Raw genomic sequence first — 20044 nt, 5'->3', positions numbered from 1 at the left:
CGCAAACAAAAATCCCCATTAAAATCAAGCTTTTATCATTAGCGTTCCATTAAAATAAAACCTAAAAACCCTTTCAATACCACCCAAACAAACGCGTAAAAAATGCAAAATTCTAAAATTTTCTCTAAATGACAAAAAAAAACGATTTCATGCTACAATGTTCCAAATACATTCTTAATGTATAAAATTCCAATCACTCAATTTTATTTCAAGGAGAAAACATGAAAAAAACCCTTTTACTCTCTCTCTCTCTCGCTGCATCGCTTCTAAACGCTGAAGACAACGGCTTTTTTATCAGCGCAGGCTATCAAATCGGCGAAGCCGCTCAAATGGTGAAAAACACCGGCGAATTGAAAAAACTCTCAGACACTTATGAGAATTTGAGCAACCTTTTAAGCAATTTCAACAACCTCAATCAGGCGGTAACGAACGCGAGCAGCCCTTCAGAAATCAATGCTGCGATCGATAATTTAAAAGCAAACACGCAAGGGTTGACCGGCGAAAAAGACAATTCCCCCGCCTATCAAGCCGTCTCTTTAGCGCTCAATGCGGCGGTGGGGTTGTGGAACGTGATAGCTTATAATGTCCAATGCGGTCCTGGTAAGAGTAGGGAAGCAAGCGTAACTTTTGAGGGCCAGCCAGGACACGAATCAAGCTCCATTAATTGCAATTTAACCGGTTATAATAACGGGGTTAGCGGCCCTTTAAGTATTGATAACATGAAAAAGCTTAACGAAGCTTATCAAACTATCCAACAAGCTTTAAAACAAGATAACGGATTTCCTGTTTTGGATAGTAAAGGAAAACAAGTAACTATAACTATAACAACGCAAACTAACGGGCAAAGCGAGAAAACTACTACTACTACTACTACTACTACTACTAACAACGCTCAAACCCTTTTGCAAGAAGCCAGTAAAATGATAAGCGTCCTCACTACAAACTGCCCATGGGTCAATCACAATTCAGGACAAAATGGAGGGGCGCCGTGGGGTTTAGATACGGCAGGGAACGTGTGTCAGGTGTTTGCCACGGAGTTTAGCGCCGTTACTAGCATGATCAAAAACGCCCAAGAAATCGTCGCGCAAGCTCAAAGCCTTAACCAGCAAAGCAATCAAAACGCGCCACAAAATTTCAACCCTTACACCTCTGCTGATAGGGCTTTCGCTCAAAACATGCTCAACCACGCGCAAGCGCAAGCGAAGATGCTTGAACTAGCCGATCAAATCAAAACCAATCTTAACACTATCCCGAAACATTTCACCAAAGACTACTTGGCAGCTTGCAAAAATGGGGGTGGGACACTGCCTAATCAAGGGGTTACTAATAACACTTGGGGAGCCGGTTGCGCGTATGTGGAAGAGACGATAACGGCTTTAAATAACAGCCTTGCGCATTTTGGCACTCAAGCCGAGCAAATCAAGCAATCTGAGTTGTTGGCGCGCACCATACTTGATTTTAGAGGCAGTCTTAGCACTTTAAACAACACTTATAACAGCATCACCACGACCGCTTCAAACACGCCCAATTCCCCATTCCTTAAAAATTTGATAAGCCAATCCACTAACCCTAATAACCCTGGGGGTTTACAGGCCGTTTATCAAGTCAACCAGAGCGCTTATTCGCAATTACTAAGCGCCACGCAAGAATTAGGGCATAACCCTTTCAGACGCGTTGGATTGATCAGCTCTCAAACCAACAACGGCGCGATGAATGGGATCGGCGTGCAAGTGGGCTACAAGCAATTTTTTGGCGAAAAAAGAAGGTGGGGATTAAGGTATTACGGCTTTTTTGACTATAACCATGCTTATATCAAATCCAGCTTTTTCAACTCCGCTTCTGATGTGTTCACTTATGGGGTAGGGACAGATGTCCTTTATAACTTTATCAATGATAAAACCACCAAAAACAATAAGATTTCTTTTGGGGTGTTTGGAGGTATCGCCTTAGCGGGCACTTCATGGCTTAATTCCCAATACGTGAATTTAGCGACATTCAATAATTTTTATAGCGCTAAAATGAATGTGGCGAATTTCCAATTCTTATTCAATTTAGGCTTGAGAATGAACCTCGCTAAAAACAAAAAGAAAGCGAGCGATCATGTTGCGCAGCATGGCGTGGAATTGGGCGTGAAGATCCCCACGATCAACACCAATTACTATTCTTTGCTAGGCACTCAACTCCAATACCGCAGACTCTATAGCGTGTATTTGAATTATGTGTTTGCTTATTAAAAGCTTGCGTTAAACCCTTTATGGAACTCCCTTTTTTGGGGTTTTCTTTTGAACCCTCTTTCTTTTTGGGGGGTTTTTGTTTTGAAGCCTTTGTTTGGGGGTTTCTTTTTTAAGGTCTTTCTTTTTTAAGGTCTTTCTTTTTTAAGGTCTTTCTTTTTTAAGGTCTTTCTTTTTTAAAGTCTTTCTTTTTTAAAGTCTTTCTTTTTTAAAGTCTTTCTTTTTTAAAGTCTTTCTTTTTTTGGGAGGGGGGCTTGATTAAAAATTCTTTTTAGCATTTTTTATAACTAACAATAAAAAAGCTTGTCGTTAGTTAAGCGATAATTTCTCAAAAAAGCGCTCTTTTTAGGGGGATTTTAAAAGCTTTGTAGGGGGGGAATGGTTTCAAAATACCCCCTACTTCCTTAAGGGAATGCGTTTTTAAATACTTTAAACAAACTCAATGAAATGATTTTCACAACAAAATGAGATCTAAAACGATAAAACAAAAACCCATTTTTTAAAAATGGAATTTTTTAAACAAAAAAAGCATTGAATCCTAATAAGATTTATTAGCGCTTGGGAGAAACAAAGCCTTTTTAAAACCCCAAAACTAACGCTAACCAACATTAAAACGCATGGCGTCTATGTGATCCTTGCAGCATTAAGCGCAACCAAGTTTTAAGCGTAATAGTTGTTATCCATGCCGTTTTGAGAGCGTGTCACTTCTATGAAAACCGCAATATTTTTCAATTATTCTTGACAAGCGTTAAAAAAAATTGTATCATTATCTTTTTTTGTGAGACCCGTTAGCTCAGCTGGTAGAGCAATTCCCTTTTAAGGAATGGGCCGTTGGTTCAAATCCAACACGGGTCACCATGAGCATCGTGGCTCCTTCATCTAGTGGTTAGGATACCACCCTTTCACGGTGGTTACAGGGGTTCAAATCCCCTAGGAGTCACCACTCTTTTATACGGGTTTAGTTGGATTTTATCTCAATATTTTGGTCGCTTAGCTCAGTTGGTAGAGCGCTACCCTTACAAGGTAGATGTCATAAGTTCGAGTCTTATAGCGACCACCATGACTAAAGCATGCATTTTTAGGCTATGGAGTTTGGATAGGGAGCGGTAGTTCAGCTGGTTAGAATATCTGCCTGTCACGCAGGGGGTCGCGGGTTCGAGTCCCGTCCGCTCCGCCACCAAGCGCTTTTTAAATCATTTTCTACGCTTTATTTCCAATATAATAGTCAATCGTTAAAAATGACCCTTTCATCTAGTGGCCAAGGATACCACCCTTTCACGGTGGAAACGGAAGTTCAAATCTTTCAAGGGTCGCCATAAAAATTCCAAACTACACCCATAAATTGTCTAAAAGCCTGGTTTTACCCACACGAGCCGCCACTAAAACCAGCGTGTTAGTTGGCTCTATGGTTTTTAAAGGCTCTAGCTTGTGGTTGCAAAATTCCAAATAATCCACTTCTAAAGTTTCTAAAATTCCAAGCCCTAGTTTTTTAAGCTTTTCGCACGCTTTTTCGCCCTTATCTATGGCTTGCTTGATGTTTTCTAGAGCTTTTGGAATGGCTAGAGCTTGTTTTCTTTGTGTTGCATTCAAATACACATTCCTAGAGCTTAAAGCCAAATTATCGCTATCGCGCACGATCTCGCATGGCACTATTTCAATGTCTAAAAGCAAATCTTTGACTAAATGCTGGATGATTAAAAGCTGTTGGGCGTCCTTTTTGCCAAAATACGCTCTAGTAGGATTAACAAGATGGAACAATCTTAACACGACCTGAACAACCCCATCAAAATGCCCTTTACGCATTGCTCCCTCTAAAGAGTGGGATAAAAATGTAGGGGCGTAGAGTTTTAAGCGTTGCTCTATCTCATAGGGATACATTTCGCTCGTTTTAGGCACAAACACCGCGCTAACGCCCAATCCTTCACACAAGGCCAAATCCTTTTCTAAAGGGCGCGGATAAGCGCTAAAATCTTCGTTAGCCCCAAATTGCGTGGGATTGACAAAAACGCTCACTATCGTGTGGGAATTTTCTTTCAAACTCCTTTCTATCAAGCTTTGATGCCCTTTGTGTAAAGCCCCCATAGTCGGCACAAACCCCACGCTTTCTTTCAAACTTTTACGATATTCTCTTAAAGCAGCAATCGTTTCTAACGCTCGCATTTAACAATCCTTTAAAAGCTCTAAAACCACTTCTCTAGGCTCTTTAGCCTGATAAATGGGGCGGCCCACCACGATAAAATCGCTTAAATTTTGTTTAGCCTCTTTAGCGTTCGCTACCCTTTCTTGATCTTCTTTATCATTTTTATCCAGCCTGATGCCAGGGGTTAAAGTCAAAAAGTCCTTACCTAAATTCTCTTTGATTGCTAAACTTTCAAACACCGAACACACCACCCCATCAATCCCGCTCTCTTTACCCATAGCGCTTAATTTGATCGCTTGAGTTTTTAAAGGAGCGTTATACACGCTCCAAAATTCCTCTTCGCTAAAGCTGGTTAAAGCGCTCACGCCCATGATTAGGGGGCGTTTTTTAAGAGCGTTTAGGCGTTGCATTAAAATTGTTAGCGCGCTTTTAGCGCTGCTTAAATGCACGGTGAGCATATCAACTTCTAATTTCGCGCACTCTAGCGCGGCATTTGCCATCGTATAAGGAATATCATAGAGCTTCAAATCCAAAAAAATCTTAAAATTCCCATCAACCTTTCTGATTTCATCTAAAAAAACAGCCCCATCTCTTATAAAAGATCTAAGCCCCACCTTAGCCCACAAATCTAAGCCTTTCAATTCTTGCAATAAAGAAAGATTGTCCTCTTTTTTTTCTAAATCCAATGCGACACATAATTGCATGAAAGCCCTTTAAAGTGTAAAATAACGCCATTATAACAAAAAGAAATGCAAGATTTTTAGCTATGATAAGCGTTTTAAAAACAAACGAATTTTAATCAAAATAAGATTTAAGGATTAAAGAGTGAAAGCGTTTTTAGGAGCGTTAGAATTTCAAGAGAATGAATATGAAGAGCTTAAAGAGCTTTATGAGAGCTTAAAAACCAAGCAAAAGCCCCACACTTTGTTCATTTCTTGCGTGGATTCACGAGTCGTGCCTAATCTGATCACCGGCACCAAACCGGGCGAATTGTATGTGATCCGCAACATGGGCAATGTGATCCCCCCTAAAACAAGCTATAAAGAATCCCTTTCTACCATTGCGAGCGTTGAATACGCTATTGTGCATGTGGGGATTCAAAACTTAATCATTTGCGGGCATAGCGATTGTGGGGCTTGCGGGAGCATTCATTTGATCCATGATGAAACCACCAAAGCTAAAACCCCTTACATTGCAAACTGGATACAATTCTTAGAGCCTGTTAAAGAAGAATTAAAAAACCACCCGCAATTCAGCAACCATTCCGCCAAGCGTTCATGGCTTACAGAGCGTTTGAACGTGCGCTTGCAACTCAACAACCTCTTAAGCTATGATTTCATTCAAGAAAGAGTGATGAATAACGAATTGAAAATTTTTGGTTGGCACTATATCATAGAAACAGGCAGGATTTATAATTATAATTTTGAAAGCCATTTTTTTGAGCCGATTGAAGAAACCATTAAACAAAGGAAAAGTCATGAAAACTTCTAACACAAAAACCCCTAAATCCGTTTTAATCGCTGGGCCATGCGTCATTGAGAGTTTAGAAAATCTAAGAAGTATCGCTACTAAATTGCAACCCCTAGCCAACAACGAGCGGTTGGATTTTTATTTTAAAGCGAGTTTTGATAAGGCTAACCGCACGAGTTTAGAGAGTTACAGAGGGCCTGGTTTAGAAAAAGGCTTAGAAATGTTACAAACCATCAAAGAGGAATTTGGTTATAAAATTTTAACCGATGTGCATGAGAGCTATCAAGCAAGTGTGGCAGCCAAAGTAGCGGATATTTTACAAATCCCGGCGTTTTTGTGCCGCCAAACGGATCTGATTGTAGCAGTGAGCCAGACTAATGCTATTGTCAATATCAAAAAAGGGCAATTCATGAACCCAAAAGACATGCAATATTCTGTCTTAAAAGCCCTTAAAACGAGGGATAAAAGCATTCAAAGCCCCACTTATGAAACGGCGTTGAAAAATGGCGTGTGGTTGTGTGAAAGGGGGAGCAGCTTTGGGTATGGGAATTTAGTGGTGGATATGCGCTCTTTAAAAATCATGCGAGAGTTTGCCCCTGTGATTTTTGACGCTACCCATAGCGTGCAAATGCCGGGGGGAGCGAACGGGAAAAGTTCAGGGGACAGCTCTTTTGCCCCTATTTTAGCCAGAGCTGCGGCTGCGGTGGGGATTGATGGGTTGTTCGCTGAAACGCATACTGATCCTAAAAACGCCCTAAGCGATGGGGCAAACATGCTAAAACCTAATGAGTTAGAATATTTAGTAACTGATATGTTAAAAATCCAAAATTTATTTTAAAGGAATTTCATGCGAACCATAGAAGGGAAATTGCAATTACAAGGGAATGAAAAAATCGCTATTTTAACCTCGCGCTTCAACCATATCATCACAGACAGATTAAAAGAAGGGGCGATGGATTGCTTTAAAAGGCATGGGGGCGATGAGAATCTTTTAGATCTCGTGCTGGTGCCTGGGGCTTATGAATTGCCTTTCATTTTAGAGAGGTTGTTAGGGAGTGGAAAATACGATGGCGTGTGCGTTTTAGGAGCTATTATTAGAGGGGGGACTCCGCATTTTGACTACGTGAGCGCGGAAGCGACTAAGGGCATTGCCAGCACGATGTTAAAATACAGCATGCCGGTAAGCTTTGGCGTGCTTACCACAGACAATATTGAACAAGCGATTGAAAGAGCGGGCAGTAAAGCCGGCAATAAAGGCTTTGAAGCGATGAGCACCCTCATTGAATTGTTGAGCTTGTGCCAAACTCTCAAGGGTTAAAATGGCGACACGAACTCAAGCCAGGGGGGCTGTGGTTGAATTGTTGTATGCGTTTGAGAGCGGTAATGAAGAAATTAAAAAAATCGCTTCTAGCATGTTAGAAGAAAAAAAGATTAAAAACAACCAGTTGGCTTTCGCTTTAAGCCTTTTTAATGGCGTGTTAGAAAAAATCAATGAAATTGACGCCCTCATTGAACCGCATTTGAAAGACTGGGATTTCAAGCGATTAGGGAGCATGGAAAAGGCGATTTTACGCTTAGGAGCGTATGAAATTGGCTTCACGCCCACACAAAACCCTATCATCATCAATGAATGCATAGAGCTTGGCAAACTCTACGCTGAGCCTAACACCCCTAAATTTTTAAACGCTATCTTGGATTCTTTGAGCAAAAAGCTCGCTCAAAAACCCTTGATTTGAGGGCGTTTTATGCTAAATTTAAAAAATGATGCTATAACCGCTTTATTTTCTTTTTAGCCATTATTTTATTAGTTGTTTTTTATAAAAAGAGGACATTATTCAAGCAATAACCAAAGAATTGATGCTTTAAAGCAATCTTAAGAGCGTTGGGCTTTTGAGTTTAAGCCTTTTTAGAATATTAAGTATAGTTTTAGACAAATGATATTAAAATCAGTAATCACTTTAGAAAAACAGCGATGAAGTGCGAAAAGTCGTTTGTTTTTAATAAGTGATAAAACAATATAAAGGAATAATATGGCATACAAATATGATAGAGACTTGGAATTTTTAAAGCAACTGGAATCTAGTGATTTATTGGATTTGTTTGAGGTGCTTGTTTTTGGTAAAGACGGCGAAAAAAGACACAATGAAAAACTCACAAGCTCCATAGAATACAAAAGGCATGGCGATGATTACGCTAAATACGCAGAAAGAATCGCTGAAGAGTTGCAATACTATGGGAGCAATAGTTTTGCGAGTTTCATTAAAGGCGAAGGAGTCTTATACAAAGAGATTTTATGCGATGTGTGCGATAAATTGAAGGTCAATTACAACAAGAAAACCGAAACGACTTTAATTGAACAAAACATGCTTTCTAAAATCTTAGAAAGAAGTCTAGAAGAAATGGATGATGAAGAAGTGAAAGAAATGTGCGATGAATTGTCCATAAAAAACACGGACAATTTAAACAGACAAGCCTTAAGCGCGGCGACTTTAACGCTGTTTAAAATGGGAGGCTTTAAATCTTATCAATTAGCGGTCATTGTTGCGAATGCGGTCGCAAAAACCATTCTAGGGCGTGGTTTATCGCTTGCGGGCAATCAGGTGCTTACAAGAACTCTGAGCTTTCTAACAGGCCCTGTTGGCTGGATCATTACAGGCGTATGGACAGCGATTGATATTGCAGGGCCGGCTTATAGGGTAACCATACCGGCATGCATTGTGGTTGCCACTTTACGCCTAAAAACGCAACAAGCCAATGAAGATAAGAAGTCGTTGCAAATAGAATCCGTTTAAGCTTTTTTTTAGGGAAAAAGGTATAGAACGGAAACCTAGATGCGAAAACGCATCTAGTTTTTATTTTAATTTAAGGGAGACACAATGAGTAACAGTTGCAGTAATCAAAACCACAATCAAAAAGGTGATTCTAAAAATCAAGACAACGGAAGTTGTCAAAAAAATAGCCAAAACCAAGCCAATCAATGCAACGCTAACCACGAACATAAAAACGATAAAAAGTAAGGGTTAGAGGGTTAAAGGAGGGGGTTTTTGTGCCAAAAATCGAAGTAGCGTTTCATTAAATTATACCTAAAGAAAGATCAATAGTTTCCTACTTTCAAATCAGATTTATCGTATCTAAAATGATAAGTGTATCAAAATCTTTTAATTATTATCATCATTCTCTAAACACATCAATAAAGGTGAAAAATCGTTGTAAATAGATTCCTTTTAAGCTTTTCTTTAGGAAAAAGATATACAATGGATAAGCAAAAACGCATCTGATTTTTATTTTATTTTAAAGGGAGAAAAAATGGGTAAAAGCTATAGTCAAAGAAGCAACACTAAAAACCCTAACAATCCGGCTTATAAAAAGGCTATGGACAATCGTGCCAACCAGCTTAACCCTAACAACTCTAGATACAAGGGTAAGTAAAAAGTAAAGGGTAGGATTTTAATATATTCTCTACTTATCTATTGGATTTAAAATAAAGGAAATAAATATGGATAGTTCAACTAGGTTGTTATAGTAGGAGTAATTGGAACTTTAACTGCAGTTATGGGATTAATATGGTAGATTTTAAAAGATGACTTTTAAACTATAGTAACTAGAAAATATAAAATGATAATTAAAAAGGAGAGTAAAATCCCCTTTTAGCGTTTGAGAGAATTGACTGTTTGGAGCATGGCGTCAGCGGTTTGAATGCTTTTAGAATTGGCTTCATAAGCCCTTTGGGCGGTGATTAGATCCGTCATTTCTTCTACCAATCTCACATTGCTCAATTCCAAAAAGCCTTGCCTTAACTTGCCTAAGCCTTGAGAATCCGGGTTGCCCACAATCGCATCGCCGCTAGCGTTGGTGATGGAAAACAAATTATCCCCCATAGAATGAAGCCCCGCTGGATTGACAAAATTAGCCAAAGTGATTTGCCCGATCACATTAGAAGTCGTTTGCAAGCCTTGAGTCACGCTCACCGTGCCATCCACACCGATATTTACTTGCGTGGTGTCTTCAGGTAAAGTGATTTGAGGGATGAGAAGATAGCCTTCGCTCGTTACAAGATTGCCCTGTTCGTCTAGCTTAAAATTCCCACTCCTTGTATAAGCGGTGGTGCCATCAGGCAACTGGACTTGAAAAAAGCCTTTACCCGTGATGGCGACATCTAAATTATTTTCCGTCTCTTTAGGGCTGCCTTGCGAAAACATTTTAGTGATCGCGCTAGGGCGCACGCCTAAGCCCACTTCCATACCATCTGGCGATAAAGTCGTGTTGCTTGTGTTGGTGCCAGCGTATTGCATCGCTTGATAAAACAAGTCGTTAAAATCCGCACGAGATTTTTTAAACCCAGTGGTATTGACATTGGCGATATTGTTTGAAGTGGTGTCAATATGCGTCTGTTGGGCGAGCATCCCTGAAGTGGCGCTATAGAGAGAGCGGAGCATTTTTTCCCTTTAAACTAAAACTTAATAACCTAGAATTATAACAAAAATAAGATTAAATTTGACTAAAAACGCTCTTTTAATAAAAATTTAAACCCATTCAAGCAAGAAATCCCAAACGCTTTTAGCGTTTGAAATGAATGATTAGCATTTTTAAGCGCTATAAAAACCTTGTTAGTAGAATTAACTCTGCTCTTCTCAGTGTCTTGTAATATTATGTTTTTCACAAGTAAGTATGTCAAAATTCAGCTTGAGATCAGTAGTTTATAGAAATTTTTTATTTTATGCTTAATACCTTATTCTAATGGGATTTAGACTGAAAAATATTATTTTATGATACAACAAAACATGTGGCTGTGTTTTTGCATACACTTGAAACTAACTTAATGGTTTGAAGAATAATAATGCATGTTAAGAAACATGCCACAAATTAATAAACAAGGAGACAAATATGAAATTAATCATGATTATCATAGTGTTAATGGTGCTCGCAACACCACTATACTAAACTACAAATCCTCGAGAGTTAATAGCTCTTAAGGTTTTTTAAACCCTTTTTTATGACGAAACTATAATACAATAATCATTAAAGTTAGCTTAAAACTTATAAAAAAGTATGAGAATAATACTGAATACAAAATTATTATAAAACATAGGTTCAAAATAACAAGCGTTACGCTTGGGACTTTATTCTTGTATCTCGTCAAGCGTTTCAAGGCTTTTTGCTTACTCGTTAATTCAGTTTAATGCGTTTTTATTCAATAATCATCTCAAATACAGATAAAAGGTTGATAAATTTTAGGGCGTTTTAGCGCTTTCTTTTTTGTATCCATTCATTCAAAACTTTTTAACAGCGTTCTTGGCGAAATGTTGGCCTTTTCTAAAGGGACAAAGCACTTTTTTTGATAAGCTTCTAGGCTGGATCGCCCTATCATGGCGGCATTGTCGCTGCAAAATTCTAAAGGGGCTAAAACAAGCTTGCAATCAAACTCATCGCACAAATTTTCAAACGCCTTTCTTAAGGCTAGATTTTGGCTCGCTCCCCCCACAATACCAAAAATTTTAGGGTGCTTGATTTTAAAATAGCGTTTGGTTTGCTGGATTAAATGCTCAATAGCCGCGCTTTGAAAATGATAGCCAATCTTTTGTTTTACCTCATCGTTCAAATCATGGGCGTTTTTTTCAATCTCCAAACGCACCGCATTTTTTAAACCTGAAAAGCTAAAAGCCAGATTCGGGCTGTTTTTTAAAGGGATAGGGAACATTAAAGGCTCGTTTGGATGCCTATAATCAAGGGCTAATTTTTCCACTATGGGGCCTCCTGGATAGCCTAAATCAAGCATTTTAGAAACCTTATCAAAACTCTCCCCAAAGCTATCGTCCAAACTCGTGGCAACGATTTTAATGTCTTCATAATCTCTAGCTTCTAAAATCAAAGAATGCCCCCCAGAGACTAAGAGCACGCTTAAAGGCATGCAGGTTTGTTTTTCATTGATGAATAGCGAATACACATGCCCTCTCAAATGATCTTCTAAAATTAAGGGTAAATTCAAAGACAAACTCAAGGCTTTCGCCATCATCAAACCTTCTATTAAAGTAACGCTCAAACCTGGCTGATTAGTAATAGCGATGGCTTTAATTTTGGAAAAATCCTTATTCAAGCTTATTTTAATGCGTTCTAATAAGAGCGGCAAATTCTCAGCATGCAAGCGCGATGCAAGCTCAGGCACAACGCCCCCATAAGAGCTGTGGTGCTTTTCTTGAGAGATTTTAAAATGAGCGATAAGTTTGGCGTCCTCTATTCTTGTAAGGGCTAAAGAGCTGTCATCGCAAGAACTTTCAATGCTTAAAATCATGTCTTTATCTTTGGGTGGTGTTTTTGCTTGAATTATACCTTGTTAGCGGCATTCTAAAGCCTTTAAACCAAAACTAAAAAGTGGATTTACAAAAATACCAATGACAAAAATACCAATGAATAGAAAGCTAGAATTAAACATTGAGCATGAAGAATAAAGAGATGAAATCTAAAATTAAAGCTTTGAATGAAATAAGCCCCTTTTTAGAAAAAGCCTTTAAGCTAAGTATTTGATCGCATTCAAATAGCTTTTGTTGTTCGCTTTGTTTTGATAAGCGATATCAAACGCCGTGCCGTGGTCAGTGGAAGCGCGTAAAATGGGAGCGTTCAAACTCACATTGATGCTTTCATCAAAATAGAGTGCTTTTAAAGGAGCTAGCCCCACATCATGGCTCATGCTCACATAAAAGGGGGTTATCTTGCGTTTATTGGGGGCAAAAGCGCTATCAGCGGGCAATGGCCCTAAAAAGCATTCAAAACCCAGCGTTTGGTTGCTCTTTTGAATGGCTTTTAAAATCTTTTCATCTTCTTCCCCAAACAAGCCCTCTTCGCCCGCATGGGGGTTAAAGCCACACACTTGGACGATTTGAGCTTGAGTGCTTTTTTGAAACGCTAATAAAAACTTAACTAACGCCTCTACTTGAATGAGTTGAGAAACCGCCCCTAAAGGCACATGGTCGCTAAATAGCCCCACAAAGAGTTTTGAACACCCAAGCATCATAATAATTTGATGATCTTTGTAGCGTTGCTTTAAAAAATCGGTATGCCCCACAAAAGGGATTTGAGCTTGTTGCCATGCGAGTTTGTTGATAGGCAAAGTGCAAATGCCATCCACTTCTTTACTATCCGCTAACTCGCAAGCCTTTTTAAAACTCTCAAAACTATACGCCCCGCTTTGAGCGCTGACTTTGCCTATCGTGCTAGAGTTCAATAAGGGTAAGGGGGAATCAATAGCGAGCGTGTTAAGCGTTTTAGTTTCATAAGCGTTATGAAGCAATTGGTTGGCCCGCTCTAAAAGTTCGCTATCAGTGAGATACAACGGCTCACAAATCGCGCTCACTTCCTTATGGCTTTTTAAAATCAATTCTAAGCCTACGCCTTGAACATCCCCGCAACTGATCGCAATTTTCTTTTTAGCCATTTTATCGCTTAATAAGTTGTGCCATTTCTAAAATCGCTTTTTCTAAACCCACTAAAACCGCCTTTGAAATCACGCTATGACCGATATTAAGCTCTCTTAAAGAGGGGATTTTTAACAATTCTTTCACATTAGTATAATTCAACCCATGCCCTGCGCACGCCGTGATGCCCATAAAAAACGCTTCTTTACTCATTCTTCTTAATTGCAAAAAGGCGTTGTGCAATTCTTCTTTCAATTCTTTAGGGCTTTTGTCTTTGAGCACGCTAATGGCATGGATTTGATTGTTAGCGTTAGAATATAAAGCGTTGTGCAAATTCGCATACACCCCAGTGTGGAACTCCACTTGCTTGACTTGATGCTCCCTTGCAAAATGCAGAGCGTCTTTTAAAGGATCAATAAACAAAGACACTTCAATGCCCTTATTGTGATACGCTCTAATCACCTCTTCTAAACCCTTTAATGAGCAATCCAATCCCCCCTCTGTCGTAACCTCATTTCTGTTTTCAGGCACGATCGTAACCTTACTTGGCTTATTTTTCAAAGAGCATAAAAAATCAGTGATTGCTGCATTGATAGAGCATTCAATATTGATAGGCAAAGGGCTTATTTCAAGCAGCCTCAAAACATCTTCATTTTGAATGTGTCGTTTGTCTTCTCTTAAATGAATGGTGATTAAATCCACTTTATGGGTGTTTTTAGCAATAAATAGGGCTTCTAAAATCTCAGGCTCATAAGTCTTTCTCACTTCTCTTAAAGTAACAATGTGATCAATATTCAATCCAAAACGCATGACTATCCTTTATTTTATAATAATGATTTTTGGAATTGTAACATAAAACCCGCCTCTTACACCTATAAGATTTTATCATCAAGCTATCTTTTGCTATAATAGTGAAAATACTAAATCCAATAAAAAGTGTTGTGGGTGCTATATTTTTTAACCAGTTTATTTATTTGCTCTTTGATTGTTCTGTGGTCTAAAAAATCCATGCTTTTTGTGGATAACGCTAATAAAATCCAAGGCTTTCATCATGCAAGAACCCCACGAGCCGGGGGGCTTGGGATCTTTCTTTCTTTTGCGTTGGCTTGTTATTTTGAACCTTTTGAAATGCCTTTTAAGGGGTTTTTTGTTTTTTTGGGTTTGTTGTTAGTCTTTTTAAGCGGTTTTTTAGAAGACATTAACCTTTCATTAAGCCCCAAAATACGCCTTATTTTGCAAGCCGTAGGGGTTATTTGCATCATCTCATCAACGCCTTTAGTGGTGAGCGATTTTTCGCCCCTTTTTAGCTTGCCTTATTTTATCGCTTTTTTATTCGCAATTTTTATGCTAGTGGGCATCAGTAACGCTATTAATATCATTGACGGGTTTAACGGGCTTGCATCAGGGATTTGCACGATTACTCTTTTAGTCATCCATTATATAGAGCCTAGCAGTTTGGCGTGCCTATTAGCTTACATGGTGCTTGGGTTTATGGTGTTAAATTTCCCTTTAGGAAAGATTTTTTTAGGCGATGGAGGGGCGTATTTTTTGGGCTTGGTGTGCGGGATCTCCCTTTTGAATTTGAGTTTGGAGCAAAAAATCAGCGTGTTTTTTGGGCTCAATTTAATGCTTTATCCGGTCATAGAGGTGCTTTTTAGTATCCTTAGGCGCAAAATAAAACGCCAGAAAGCCACCATGCCGGATAACTTGCATTTGCACACCCTTTTATTTAAATTCTTGCAACAACGCTCTTTCAATTACCCCAACCCTTTATGCACGCTTATCCTTATTCTGTGCAACTTGCCTTTTATTCTAATCAGCACCTTTTTTCGCTTAAACGCTTATGCGCTCATTGTCATTAGCCTAGTCTTTATCGCATGCTATTTAATGGGCTATGCTTATTTAAACAGGCGGGTTTATGCTTTAGAAAAGCGAGCGTTTTAATGAAAAAACTCAAAGGTCTTTTTTTGAGCCTACTCTTATGGGTCTATCCTTTAAGGAGTGAGCCGATCAATGAGGGGGCATACATTTTAGAAGAGATCGGTGATGTGCTTAGGTTTTTGCCTATTTTTGTGGGCACGGTCAGTTTGGCGATGCGCGATTATAGAGGTTTAGGGGAATTAGCGGTCGGCACATTGGTTACTCAAGGAGTGATTTATGGCCTTAAAGGAGCTTTTAATAACGCCCATAAAGATGGGGCTAGAGTGGAATTTGCTAAACGCCCGTGCTGTAATTCTTGGAGAGGCATGCCAAGCGGGCATGCTGGGGGGGTGTTTAGCGCGGCTGGGTTTGTGTATTACCGCTATGGGTGGAAGCCGGCTCTTCCTGTGATCGCTCTTGCAATCCTCACTGACGCTAGCAGAGTGGTGGCAAGACAACACACGATCTTGCAAGTTACGATCGGCAGCCTTATCGCATGGGGGTTTGCTTATTTATTCACTTCACGCTACAAACCCAAGCAATGGATGCTCTATCCTGAAATTTCTAGCGATTTTAAGGGCAGTAGCCGCTATGGGGTGAGCTTTTCTTATCAATGGTAAAGGGATAAAGTGCTAAAAAAATTATTATTCATTGTGCTCTTTTTAGGGTTTTTAAGAGCGGAAGGCGAACATTATGAAATCATTGTTGAGCTTTCAAAGGCTTTTTTGAAAGCCCAAGAAGTTTTGACTACGATCCATCAAGCTTATAAAACCTGCATAGAAACCGGGCATGATCGCACCCAAATACGCCTTCAAAGCGCTTTTTTAGAGAACTTGTCTCAAACAGAACAGCAATTTGATGACTATTTTGAAAAGGATTTTAAAAGCGTAGAAGTTTTAAAAACCTTGCTTAAAAACCTCCAATCGTTAGAAAAAGCTTCCAACAAACTCGCATGCGTTGCCCCAAAAAACGCTAAAAATTTTGAAATTTTAGAAGGAGCGATAACGCAAATCATAGACTTAGAAAAACAGATGGATAAATTTATCAATAAAAACTAACATAAGCTATGATATAGTTTATTTTCACAAAATCTCCAAGGAAAATTGATGCAACATGAAATCCCTATTGCCTTTGCCTTTGATAAAAACTACCTAAAAACAGGGGCTGTGGCTCTCTACTCTTTATGCATTGCCCATCGTGCAGTTGAAGGGGTATTTTTCAGTATCTATATATTCTATAGCGGTTTGAATGAAGATGATCTAAACAGGCTCCAAGAAACTATCAAACCTTTCAAACATTTTGCCGCTTTAAAATGCCAAGATATTAGCGCCACTCTTGATTCTTTGCCCACCATCACGGATAGTGCATGGGTTAATCGCTATTCTAGAATGATTTTGGTCAAATACCTTCTCCCTAGTTTATTCCCCCAATACAGCAAAATGATTTGGTCTGATGTGGATGTGGTCTTTTGCAGAGCTTTCGCTGATGATTTTATCGCTTTAGACACAAGCGAATCTTTTCATTTGAGTGGTGTGATAAGTTTAGTATCACAATCAGTTACAGAGGGGTTTTGGTTTTGCAATTTGGATTACATGCGAGAGCACTCTTTCACCCAACAGGTCTTAGAAAAATTTAAAATTCAAGTAATGCGTCCATATTTTAAAGAACCTACATTAATACACCATTTGCATGCTTATATTAAAGAACTTCCCTTACACTATTGCGTTCTGCCTTATTATTATCAAGAAGAACTTGATGATTTGAGACATAAAGCTTCCTTACCCATTCGGTTTGAAATCATCCACCAAGACAAACCCAATGAATTTATCCATCGCCAGCAAATCCCCTATGAGATCTCTCAAATTCAAGACATTCTTTCAAACCCTATTATCATGCACTATGAATCTGATAAAGATGCTCTTGGAATTTACAATGGCAAACCTTGGGAGTTCCCTTTGGGGAATCAATACCACCTGTGGTTAGAGATGCTTGCACACACTCCATTTTGGAAAGACTTCACTCTGGAAATGCAAAAAAAACGCGTAGAATACCGAGATATTGCTCAAAAAATCCATTATTTTTCTCAAGACAAGCATCTCTATGAAGTGAGCATACGCTCCATTAAAGTTTTTGCATCTCATTACTATAATTTAGTGGTTAAAGAACGATGGTCTAAACCAATAAAAACTTTCTTTCAAAAAAATTTTTTTCAAAAAAAGTTCTAATTTGTTGGAATCACAGGGCGAAACCAAATCCCTAATACTTATGCTTTCTCAGGCGTTTCACCACATAATCCCCTACGCTTTGAATGATTTGCACCAAAACAATAATCACAACCACCGCATAAAAAAGCACATCGCCCCTATAACTTTGATAGCCAATCCTAATGGCTAAATCCCCCAAACCTCCAGCCCCTAACGCTCCTGCCATAGCCGAATAGCCTATTAAAGAAATTAAGGTGATGGTGATATTGTTCACTAAAGAGGGCAGGCTCTCTAAAAGCATCATTTTAATGACTCCCAAGTGAGACGCTCCTAAGCTTAAAGTGGTTTCAATCTTGCCATGCTCTACTTCCATTAAAGAATTTTCAAAAAGCTTTGCGACAAAAGGAATGGCTGAAATGGCTAGCGGGATAATGCTCGCGCTAGAGCCAATGCTTGTGCCAATCAAAAAGCGCGATAAAGGCAGGAGCAAAATAATGAGAATGATAAAAGGGAAAGAGCGAGTCATGTTGATGGAAGTGTCTAAAATTTTATGCAAAAGGGGCTTGTTTAACAAATGCCCTTTTTTACTCACTAACAATAAAACCCCCAAAGGCAAGCCAAAAACAACCGCCAAAAAGCTCGCCACAAACACCATATAAAGCGTTTCTAGCGTGGCTTGAATGAGCATTTGAGAAATCATTTTAATCCTTTAATTTTTCCACTTGTAAGCCTAAAGCGTTTAGATACTCTAAAGCCCTTTGAGTCTCTATAGTGCTGCCTAAAAACCGCACCACTAAATACCCTATATCTTTAGTCGTAAGCTCTTCAATGTTGCCTGAAATGATGCTCATGTCTATTTTAAAACGCCTGATCAAATTAGAAATGATCGGCTCGTCTAAATGCTCCCCTAAAAACACGATACGATAAACGTCTTGCGATTTTTGATCCCCATGCTCGTTTTTGATGCCAAGCAATTCTTTAGTAACGGCATATTTAGGGTTGGCAAAAATTTCTTCCACCGAGCCTCTTTCCACGATTTCGCCGCTGCTGATCACGCACATTTGATTGCACAATTCTTTAACCACTTCAATTTCATGCGTGATGAAAACGATGCTCAAATTAAGCTTTTTTTGAATGCCGCTTAGAAGCGTTAAAATAGAATGCGTGGTTTTAGAATCCAAAGCGGATGTGGCTTCATCGCAAAGCAGTAAATCAGGGCAATTCGCTAAACTCCTAGCGATCGCCACTCGTTGCTTTTGCCCACCGCTGAGCTGTTTAGGATAAAAATGCATTTTATCTTCTAACCCCACTAATTCCAACAATTCATGCACCCTTGATTTAATCTTAGTTTTTTCCCATCGGGCGATTTCTAAAGCGAAAGCGATGTTTTCAAACACGTTTTTAGCGCTCAATAAATTGAAGTGCTGGAAAATCATGCCTATTTTTTGGCGCGCTTTTTGCAATTCTTTAGGCTTTAATTTTAACAGATTGACCCCATTGACTAGAACTTCGCCAGAACTGGGGCGCTCCAAACAATTAATCAAGCGAATGAGCGTGGATTTCCCCGCCCCTGAATAGCCTATCACGCCTAAAATATCGCCTTTTTTCAATTCCAAATTCACGCCTTTTAGAGCATGGAATCCGTTTTCATAAATCTTTTCAATGTTTTTTAATTCTACTACCATCGTTTTAACTTTATATCCCGATCACTTGGACATTTGCGCGTTATTTTCCACGCTATTGAGCCATAAAAACACTTGCACCACGCTTTCATACAATTCTTCAGGTATCGCGCAGTCTAATTCCACCTTTAAAAGCGAATCCACTAGCATGGGGTTAGAAAAGAGCGCTATATCGCATTCTTTAGCTTTTTGAATGATCCTTTTAGCCACTTCGCCCACCCCGCTTGCGATCACTTTTGGGGCATGATCTTGCCCCATGTTATAGGCTAGAGCGGCGGCTTTTATGGTTTTATTCATCTAATACCCTAAAGTCAAAGAATCCGCGTCATTCCAAGAGAAATTTTTTTCAAACCCTTTTATTTTTTTCAAAATAGACGCAACGCTGCGGACTAGCATGTCTGTTTCAATATTCACGCGCCGTTTGAGTGGGTAAGTTTTAAAAAGGGTGTTTTCTAAAGTGTAAGGGATAATCGTTAGCCAAAACCCCTTTTCTTCTACCTTGCTTAAAGTCAAACTCACCCCATCAACTGCAATAGAGCCTTGCTCAACGCACAACAAAAGCGTTTCTTTAGAAGCGCTGATGAAAAAATCCACTTGATTAGAGTTGTGAATGATTTTTTCAATGACCCCGATAGCGTCAATATGCCCTTGCACAAAATGCCCGTCTAAACTAGCGTTCGCTTTTAGGGCTGGCTCAATATGGACTAAATCCTTGTAATTTTCTAACGCTACGCTGTTTTGGGTTTTTTGGCTCAATTCCACGCTAAAATGCGTTTTTGAACTTTCTATAGCGGTCAAACACGCCCCATTAACCGCAATGCTGTCGCCAAGCTTGGGATTGAGATCGCTCTCTATGCTTAAAATATTGTTGTGGAAACTCTCCACTTTAGCTATTTTATGGATTAACCCACTAAACATAATTGATTGTTATTCTCCTTATGTTAGAATGTTTGATTATTGTAACATACTAAATAAAACCATAGGATAA

At 39.1% G+C, this 20044-nt stretch carries 22 protein-coding genes and 5 tRNA genes; 17 read left to right on the top strand and 10 right to left on the bottom strand.

The window, feature by feature from the left end:
- Positions 1-221: 221 nt before the first annotated feature.
- The 6 genes from hopZ to H7N67_RS05010 all read left to right on the top strand — a co-directional run bounded on the left by hopZ (position 222) and on the right by H7N67_RS05010 (position 3547).
- Positions 222-2234 carry a Hop family adhesin HopZ gene (hopZ, locus tag H7N67_RS05035; RefSeq protein ID WP_187939262.1) on the top strand — a complete coding sequence of 671 codons (2013 nt, stop codon included), beginning with the start codon at positions 222-224 and terminating at the stop codon, positions 2232-2234.
- Positions 2235-3013: 779 nt separating this feature from the next.
- Positions 3014-3089 (top strand) — tRNA-Lys (locus H7N67_RS05030).
- 10 nt (positions 3090-3099) lie between these two features.
- Positions 3100-3174 (top strand) — tRNA-Glu (locus H7N67_RS05025).
- Between the two features lie 41 nt (positions 3175-3215).
- Positions 3216-3291, top strand: a tRNA-Val gene (locus tag H7N67_RS05020).
- Between the two features lie 40 nt (positions 3292-3331).
- A tRNA-Asp gene (locus tag H7N67_RS05015) sits at positions 3332-3408 on the top strand.
- A gap of 63 nt (positions 3409-3471) precedes the next feature.
- Positions 3472-3547, top strand: a tRNA-Glu gene (locus H7N67_RS05010).
- A gap of 13 nt (positions 3548-3560) precedes the next feature.
- Here H7N67_RS05010 and panC read toward each other — a convergent pair.
- A complete protein-coding gene (gene panC, locus H7N67_RS05005) occupies positions 3561-4391 on the bottom strand; it encodes a pantoate--beta-alanine ligase (RefSeq protein ID WP_187939261.1) in 831 nt (276 codons plus the stop codon).
- Positions 4392-5075, bottom strand: coding sequence for an orotidine-5'-phosphate decarboxylase (gene pyrF / locus H7N67_RS05000; RefSeq protein WP_187939260.1), 684 nt, complete (start codon positions 5073-5075; stop codon positions 4392-4394).
- Between the two features lie 121 nt (positions 5076-5196).
- Here pyrF and H7N67_RS04995 point away from each other — a divergent pair, with 121 nt between their 5' ends.
- From H7N67_RS04995 to H7N67_RS08090, 7 genes are all read left to right on the top strand, one after another.
- Positions 5197-5862, top strand: a complete 666-nt coding sequence (locus H7N67_RS04995; RefSeq protein WP_187939259.1) for a carbonic anhydrase — start codon at positions 5197-5199, stop codon at positions 5860-5862.
- Positions 5849-6679 carry a 3-deoxy-8-phosphooctulonate synthase gene (kdsA, locus tag H7N67_RS04990; RefSeq protein ID WP_187939258.1) on the top strand — a complete coding sequence of 277 codons (831 nt, stop codon included), beginning with the start codon at positions 5849-5851 and terminating at the stop codon, positions 6677-6679. The genes H7N67_RS04995 and kdsA overlap by 14 nt, the downstream gene beginning before the upstream one ends.
- 9 nt (positions 6680-6688) lie before the next feature.
- Complete coding sequence (gene ribH / locus H7N67_RS04985; protein WP_187939257.1) at positions 6689-7159, top strand: 6,7-dimethyl-8-ribityllumazine synthase; 471 nt, start codon at positions 6689-6691, stop codon at positions 7157-7159.
- Position 7160: 1 nt separating this feature from the next.
- Positions 7161-7577: a transcription antitermination factor NusB gene (nusB, locus tag H7N67_RS04980; RefSeq protein WP_000235738.1), complete on the top strand. Its 417-nt coding sequence runs from the start codon at positions 7161-7163 to the stop codon at positions 7575-7577.
- 294 nt (positions 7578-7871) lie between these two features.
- On the top strand, positions 7872-8633 hold the full coding sequence (locus tag H7N67_RS04975; protein WP_000323694.1) for a YaaW family protein: 762 nt from the start codon (positions 7872-7874) through the stop codon (positions 8631-8633).
- Between the two features lie 84 nt (positions 8634-8717).
- Positions 8718-8858, top strand: a complete 141-nt coding sequence (locus H7N67_RS04970; protein ID WP_187939256.1) for a hypothetical protein — start codon at positions 8718-8720, stop codon at positions 8856-8858.
- 289 nt (positions 8859-9147) lie between these two features.
- Positions 9148-9270, top strand: coding sequence for a hypothetical protein (locus H7N67_RS08090; RefSeq protein ID WP_015645638.1), 123 nt, complete (start codon positions 9148-9150; stop codon positions 9268-9270).
- A gap of 218 nt (positions 9271-9488) precedes the next feature.
- On the opposite strand, the gene flgG is transcribed toward H7N67_RS08090, so the two are convergent.
- The 4 genes from flgG to pdxJ form a co-directional block, all read right to left on the bottom strand.
- Positions 9489-10277: a flagellar basal-body rod protein FlgG gene (gene flgG, locus H7N67_RS04965; RefSeq protein WP_000946437.1), complete on the bottom strand. Its 789-nt coding sequence runs from the start codon at positions 10275-10277 to the stop codon at positions 9489-9491.
- A gap of 830 nt (positions 10278-11107) precedes the next feature.
- A complete protein-coding gene (tsaD, locus tag H7N67_RS04960; RefSeq protein ID WP_187939255.1) occupies positions 11108-12130 on the bottom strand; it encodes a tRNA (adenosine(37)-N6)-threonylcarbamoyltransferase complex transferase subunit TsaD in 1023 nt (340 codons plus the stop codon).
- A 216-nt stretch (positions 12131-12346) separates the two neighbouring features.
- Positions 12347-13270, bottom strand: a complete 924-nt coding sequence (gene pdxA / locus H7N67_RS04955; RefSeq protein ID WP_187939254.1) for a 4-hydroxythreonine-4-phosphate dehydrogenase — start codon at positions 13268-13270, stop codon at positions 12347-12349.
- 1 nt (position 13271) lies between these two features.
- Complete coding sequence (pdxJ, locus tag H7N67_RS04950; RefSeq protein ID WP_187939253.1) at positions 13272-14060, bottom strand: pyridoxine 5'-phosphate synthase; 789 nt, start codon at positions 14058-14060, stop codon at positions 13272-13274.
- Between the two features lie 126 nt (positions 14061-14186).
- On the opposite strand from pdxJ, the gene wecA reads away from it, so the two are divergent.
- The 4 genes from wecA to H7N67_RS04930 are packed head-to-tail and all read left to right on the top strand — an operon-like array spanning position 14187 to position 17395.
- Positions 14187-15194: an undecaprenylphosphate N-acetylglucosaminyl transferase WecA gene (gene wecA / locus H7N67_RS04945; RefSeq protein WP_187939252.1), complete on the top strand. Its 1008-nt coding sequence runs from the start codon at positions 14187-14189 to the stop codon at positions 15192-15194.
- Positions 15194-15790 (top strand): lipid A 4'-phosphatase, encoded by a 597-nt coding sequence (lpxF, locus tag H7N67_RS04940; RefSeq protein ID WP_120958728.1) that lies wholly within the window; start codon positions 15194-15196, stop codon positions 15788-15790. The genes wecA and lpxF overlap by 1 nt, the downstream gene beginning before the upstream one ends.
- Before the next feature lie 9 nt (positions 15791-15799).
- The gene (locus tag H7N67_RS04935) at positions 15800-16228 is read left to right on the top strand and encodes a hypothetical protein (protein WP_187939251.1); all 429 of its coding nucleotides are present in this window, start codon (positions 15800-15802) and stop codon (positions 16226-16228) included.
- Between the two features lie 48 nt (positions 16229-16276).
- Positions 16277-17395 (top strand): glycosyltransferase family 8 protein, encoded by a 1119-nt coding sequence (locus tag H7N67_RS04930; protein ID WP_042636817.1) that lies wholly within the window; start codon positions 16277-16279, stop codon positions 17393-17395.
- Positions 17396-17426: 31 nt separating this feature from the next.
- Here the strand turns inward: H7N67_RS04930 and metI are convergent, their stop codons facing one another.
- From metI to ribE, 4 genes are read right to left on the bottom strand one after another with little or no spacing between them, the layout of a single operon-like run.
- Positions 17427-18074 carry a methionine ABC transporter permease gene (metI, locus tag H7N67_RS04925; protein ID WP_187939250.1) on the bottom strand — a complete coding sequence of 216 codons (648 nt, stop codon included), beginning with the start codon at positions 18072-18074 and terminating at the stop codon, positions 17427-17429.
- Position 18075: 1 nt separating this feature from the next.
- Positions 18076-19059, bottom strand: coding sequence for a methionine ABC transporter ATP-binding protein (locus H7N67_RS04920; RefSeq protein WP_187939249.1), 984 nt, complete (start codon positions 19057-19059; stop codon positions 18076-18078).
- 21 nt (positions 19060-19080) lie between these two features.
- Positions 19081-19353: a FlhB-like flagellar biosynthesis protein gene (locus H7N67_RS04915; RefSeq protein WP_001044044.1), complete on the bottom strand. Its 273-nt coding sequence runs from the start codon at positions 19351-19353 to the stop codon at positions 19081-19083.
- Positions 19354-19974 carry a riboflavin synthase gene (gene ribE, locus H7N67_RS04910; RefSeq protein WP_187939248.1) on the bottom strand — a complete coding sequence of 207 codons (621 nt, stop codon included), beginning with the start codon at positions 19972-19974 and terminating at the stop codon, positions 19354-19356.
- Between the last annotated feature and the right edge of the window lie 70 nt (positions 19975-20044).

This window comes from Helicobacter pylori (assembly GCF_014498195.1).
Lineage (GTDB): Bacteria > Campylobacterota > Campylobacteria > Campylobacterales > Helicobacteraceae > Helicobacter > Helicobacter pylori_DO.
This window is presented reverse-complemented; position numbering and strand designations above follow the sequence as displayed.

Excerpts from the sequence above, each read along its gene's own strand:
- H7N67_RS04930 (WP_042636817.1), top strand. The coding sequence starts at position 16,277 with ATGCAACATGAAATCCCTATTGCCTTTGCCTTTGATAAAAACTACCTA.
- kdsA (WP_187939258.1), top strand. The coding sequence starts at position 5,849 with ATGAAAACTTCTAACACAAAAACCCCTAAATCCGTTTTAATCGCTGGG.
- lpxF (WP_120958728.1), top strand. The coding sequence starts at position 15,194 with ATGAAAAAACTCAAAGGTCTTTTTTTGAGCCTACTCTTATGGGTCTAT.
- flgG (WP_000946437.1), bottom strand. The coding sequence starts at position 10,277 with ATGCTCCGCTCTCTCTATAGCGCCACTTCAGGGATGCTCGCCCAACAG.
- tsaD (WP_187939255.1), bottom strand. The coding sequence starts at position 12,130 with ATGATTTTAAGCATTGAAAGTTCTTGCGATGACAGCTCTTTAGCCCTT.
- nusB (WP_000235738.1), top strand. The coding sequence starts at position 7,161 with ATGGCGACACGAACTCAAGCCAGGGGGGCTGTGGTTGAATTGTTGTAT.
- hopZ (WP_187939262.1), top strand. The coding sequence starts at position 222 with ATGAAAAAAACCCTTTTACTCTCTCTCTCTCTCGCTGCATCGCTTCTA.
- metI (WP_187939250.1), bottom strand. The coding sequence starts at position 18,074 with ATGATTTCTCAAATGCTCATTCAAGCCACGCTAGAAACGCTTTATATG.
- H7N67_RS04975 (WP_000323694.1), top strand. The coding sequence starts at position 7,872 with ATGGCATACAAATATGATAGAGACTTGGAATTTTTAAAGCAACTGGAA.
- pdxJ (WP_187939253.1), bottom strand. The coding sequence starts at position 14,060 with ATGCGTTTTGGATTGAATATTGATCACATTGTTACTTTAAGAGAAGTG.
- ribE (WP_187939248.1), bottom strand. The coding sequence starts at position 19,974 with ATGTTTAGTGGGTTAATCCATAAAATAGCTAAAGTGGAGAGTTTCCAC.
- H7N67_RS04970 (WP_187939256.1), top strand. The coding sequence starts at position 8,718 with ATGAGTAACAGTTGCAGTAATCAAAACCACAATCAAAAAGGTGATTCT.
- panC (WP_187939261.1), bottom strand. The coding sequence starts at position 4,391 with ATGCGAGCGTTAGAAACGATTGCTGCTTTAAGAGAATATCGTAAAAGT.
- H7N67_RS08090 (WP_015645638.1), top strand. The coding sequence starts at position 9,148 with ATGGGTAAAAGCTATAGTCAAAGAAGCAACACTAAAAACCCTAACAAT.
- H7N67_RS04915 (WP_001044044.1), bottom strand. The coding sequence starts at position 19,353 with ATGAATAAAACCATAAAAGCCGCCGCTCTAGCCTATAACATGGGGCAA.
- pyrF (WP_187939260.1), bottom strand. The coding sequence starts at position 5,075 with ATGCAATTATGTGTCGCATTGGATTTAGAAAAAAAAGAGGACAATCTT.
- H7N67_RS04920 (WP_187939249.1), bottom strand. The coding sequence starts at position 19,059 with ATGGTAGTAGAATTAAAAAACATTGAAAAGATTTATGAAAACGGATTC.
- ribH (WP_187939257.1), top strand. The coding sequence starts at position 6,689 with ATGCGAACCATAGAAGGGAAATTGCAATTACAAGGGAATGAAAAAATC.
- pdxA (WP_187939254.1), bottom strand. The coding sequence starts at position 13,270 with ATGGCTAAAAAGAAAATTGCGATCAGTTGCGGGGATGTTCAAGGCGTA.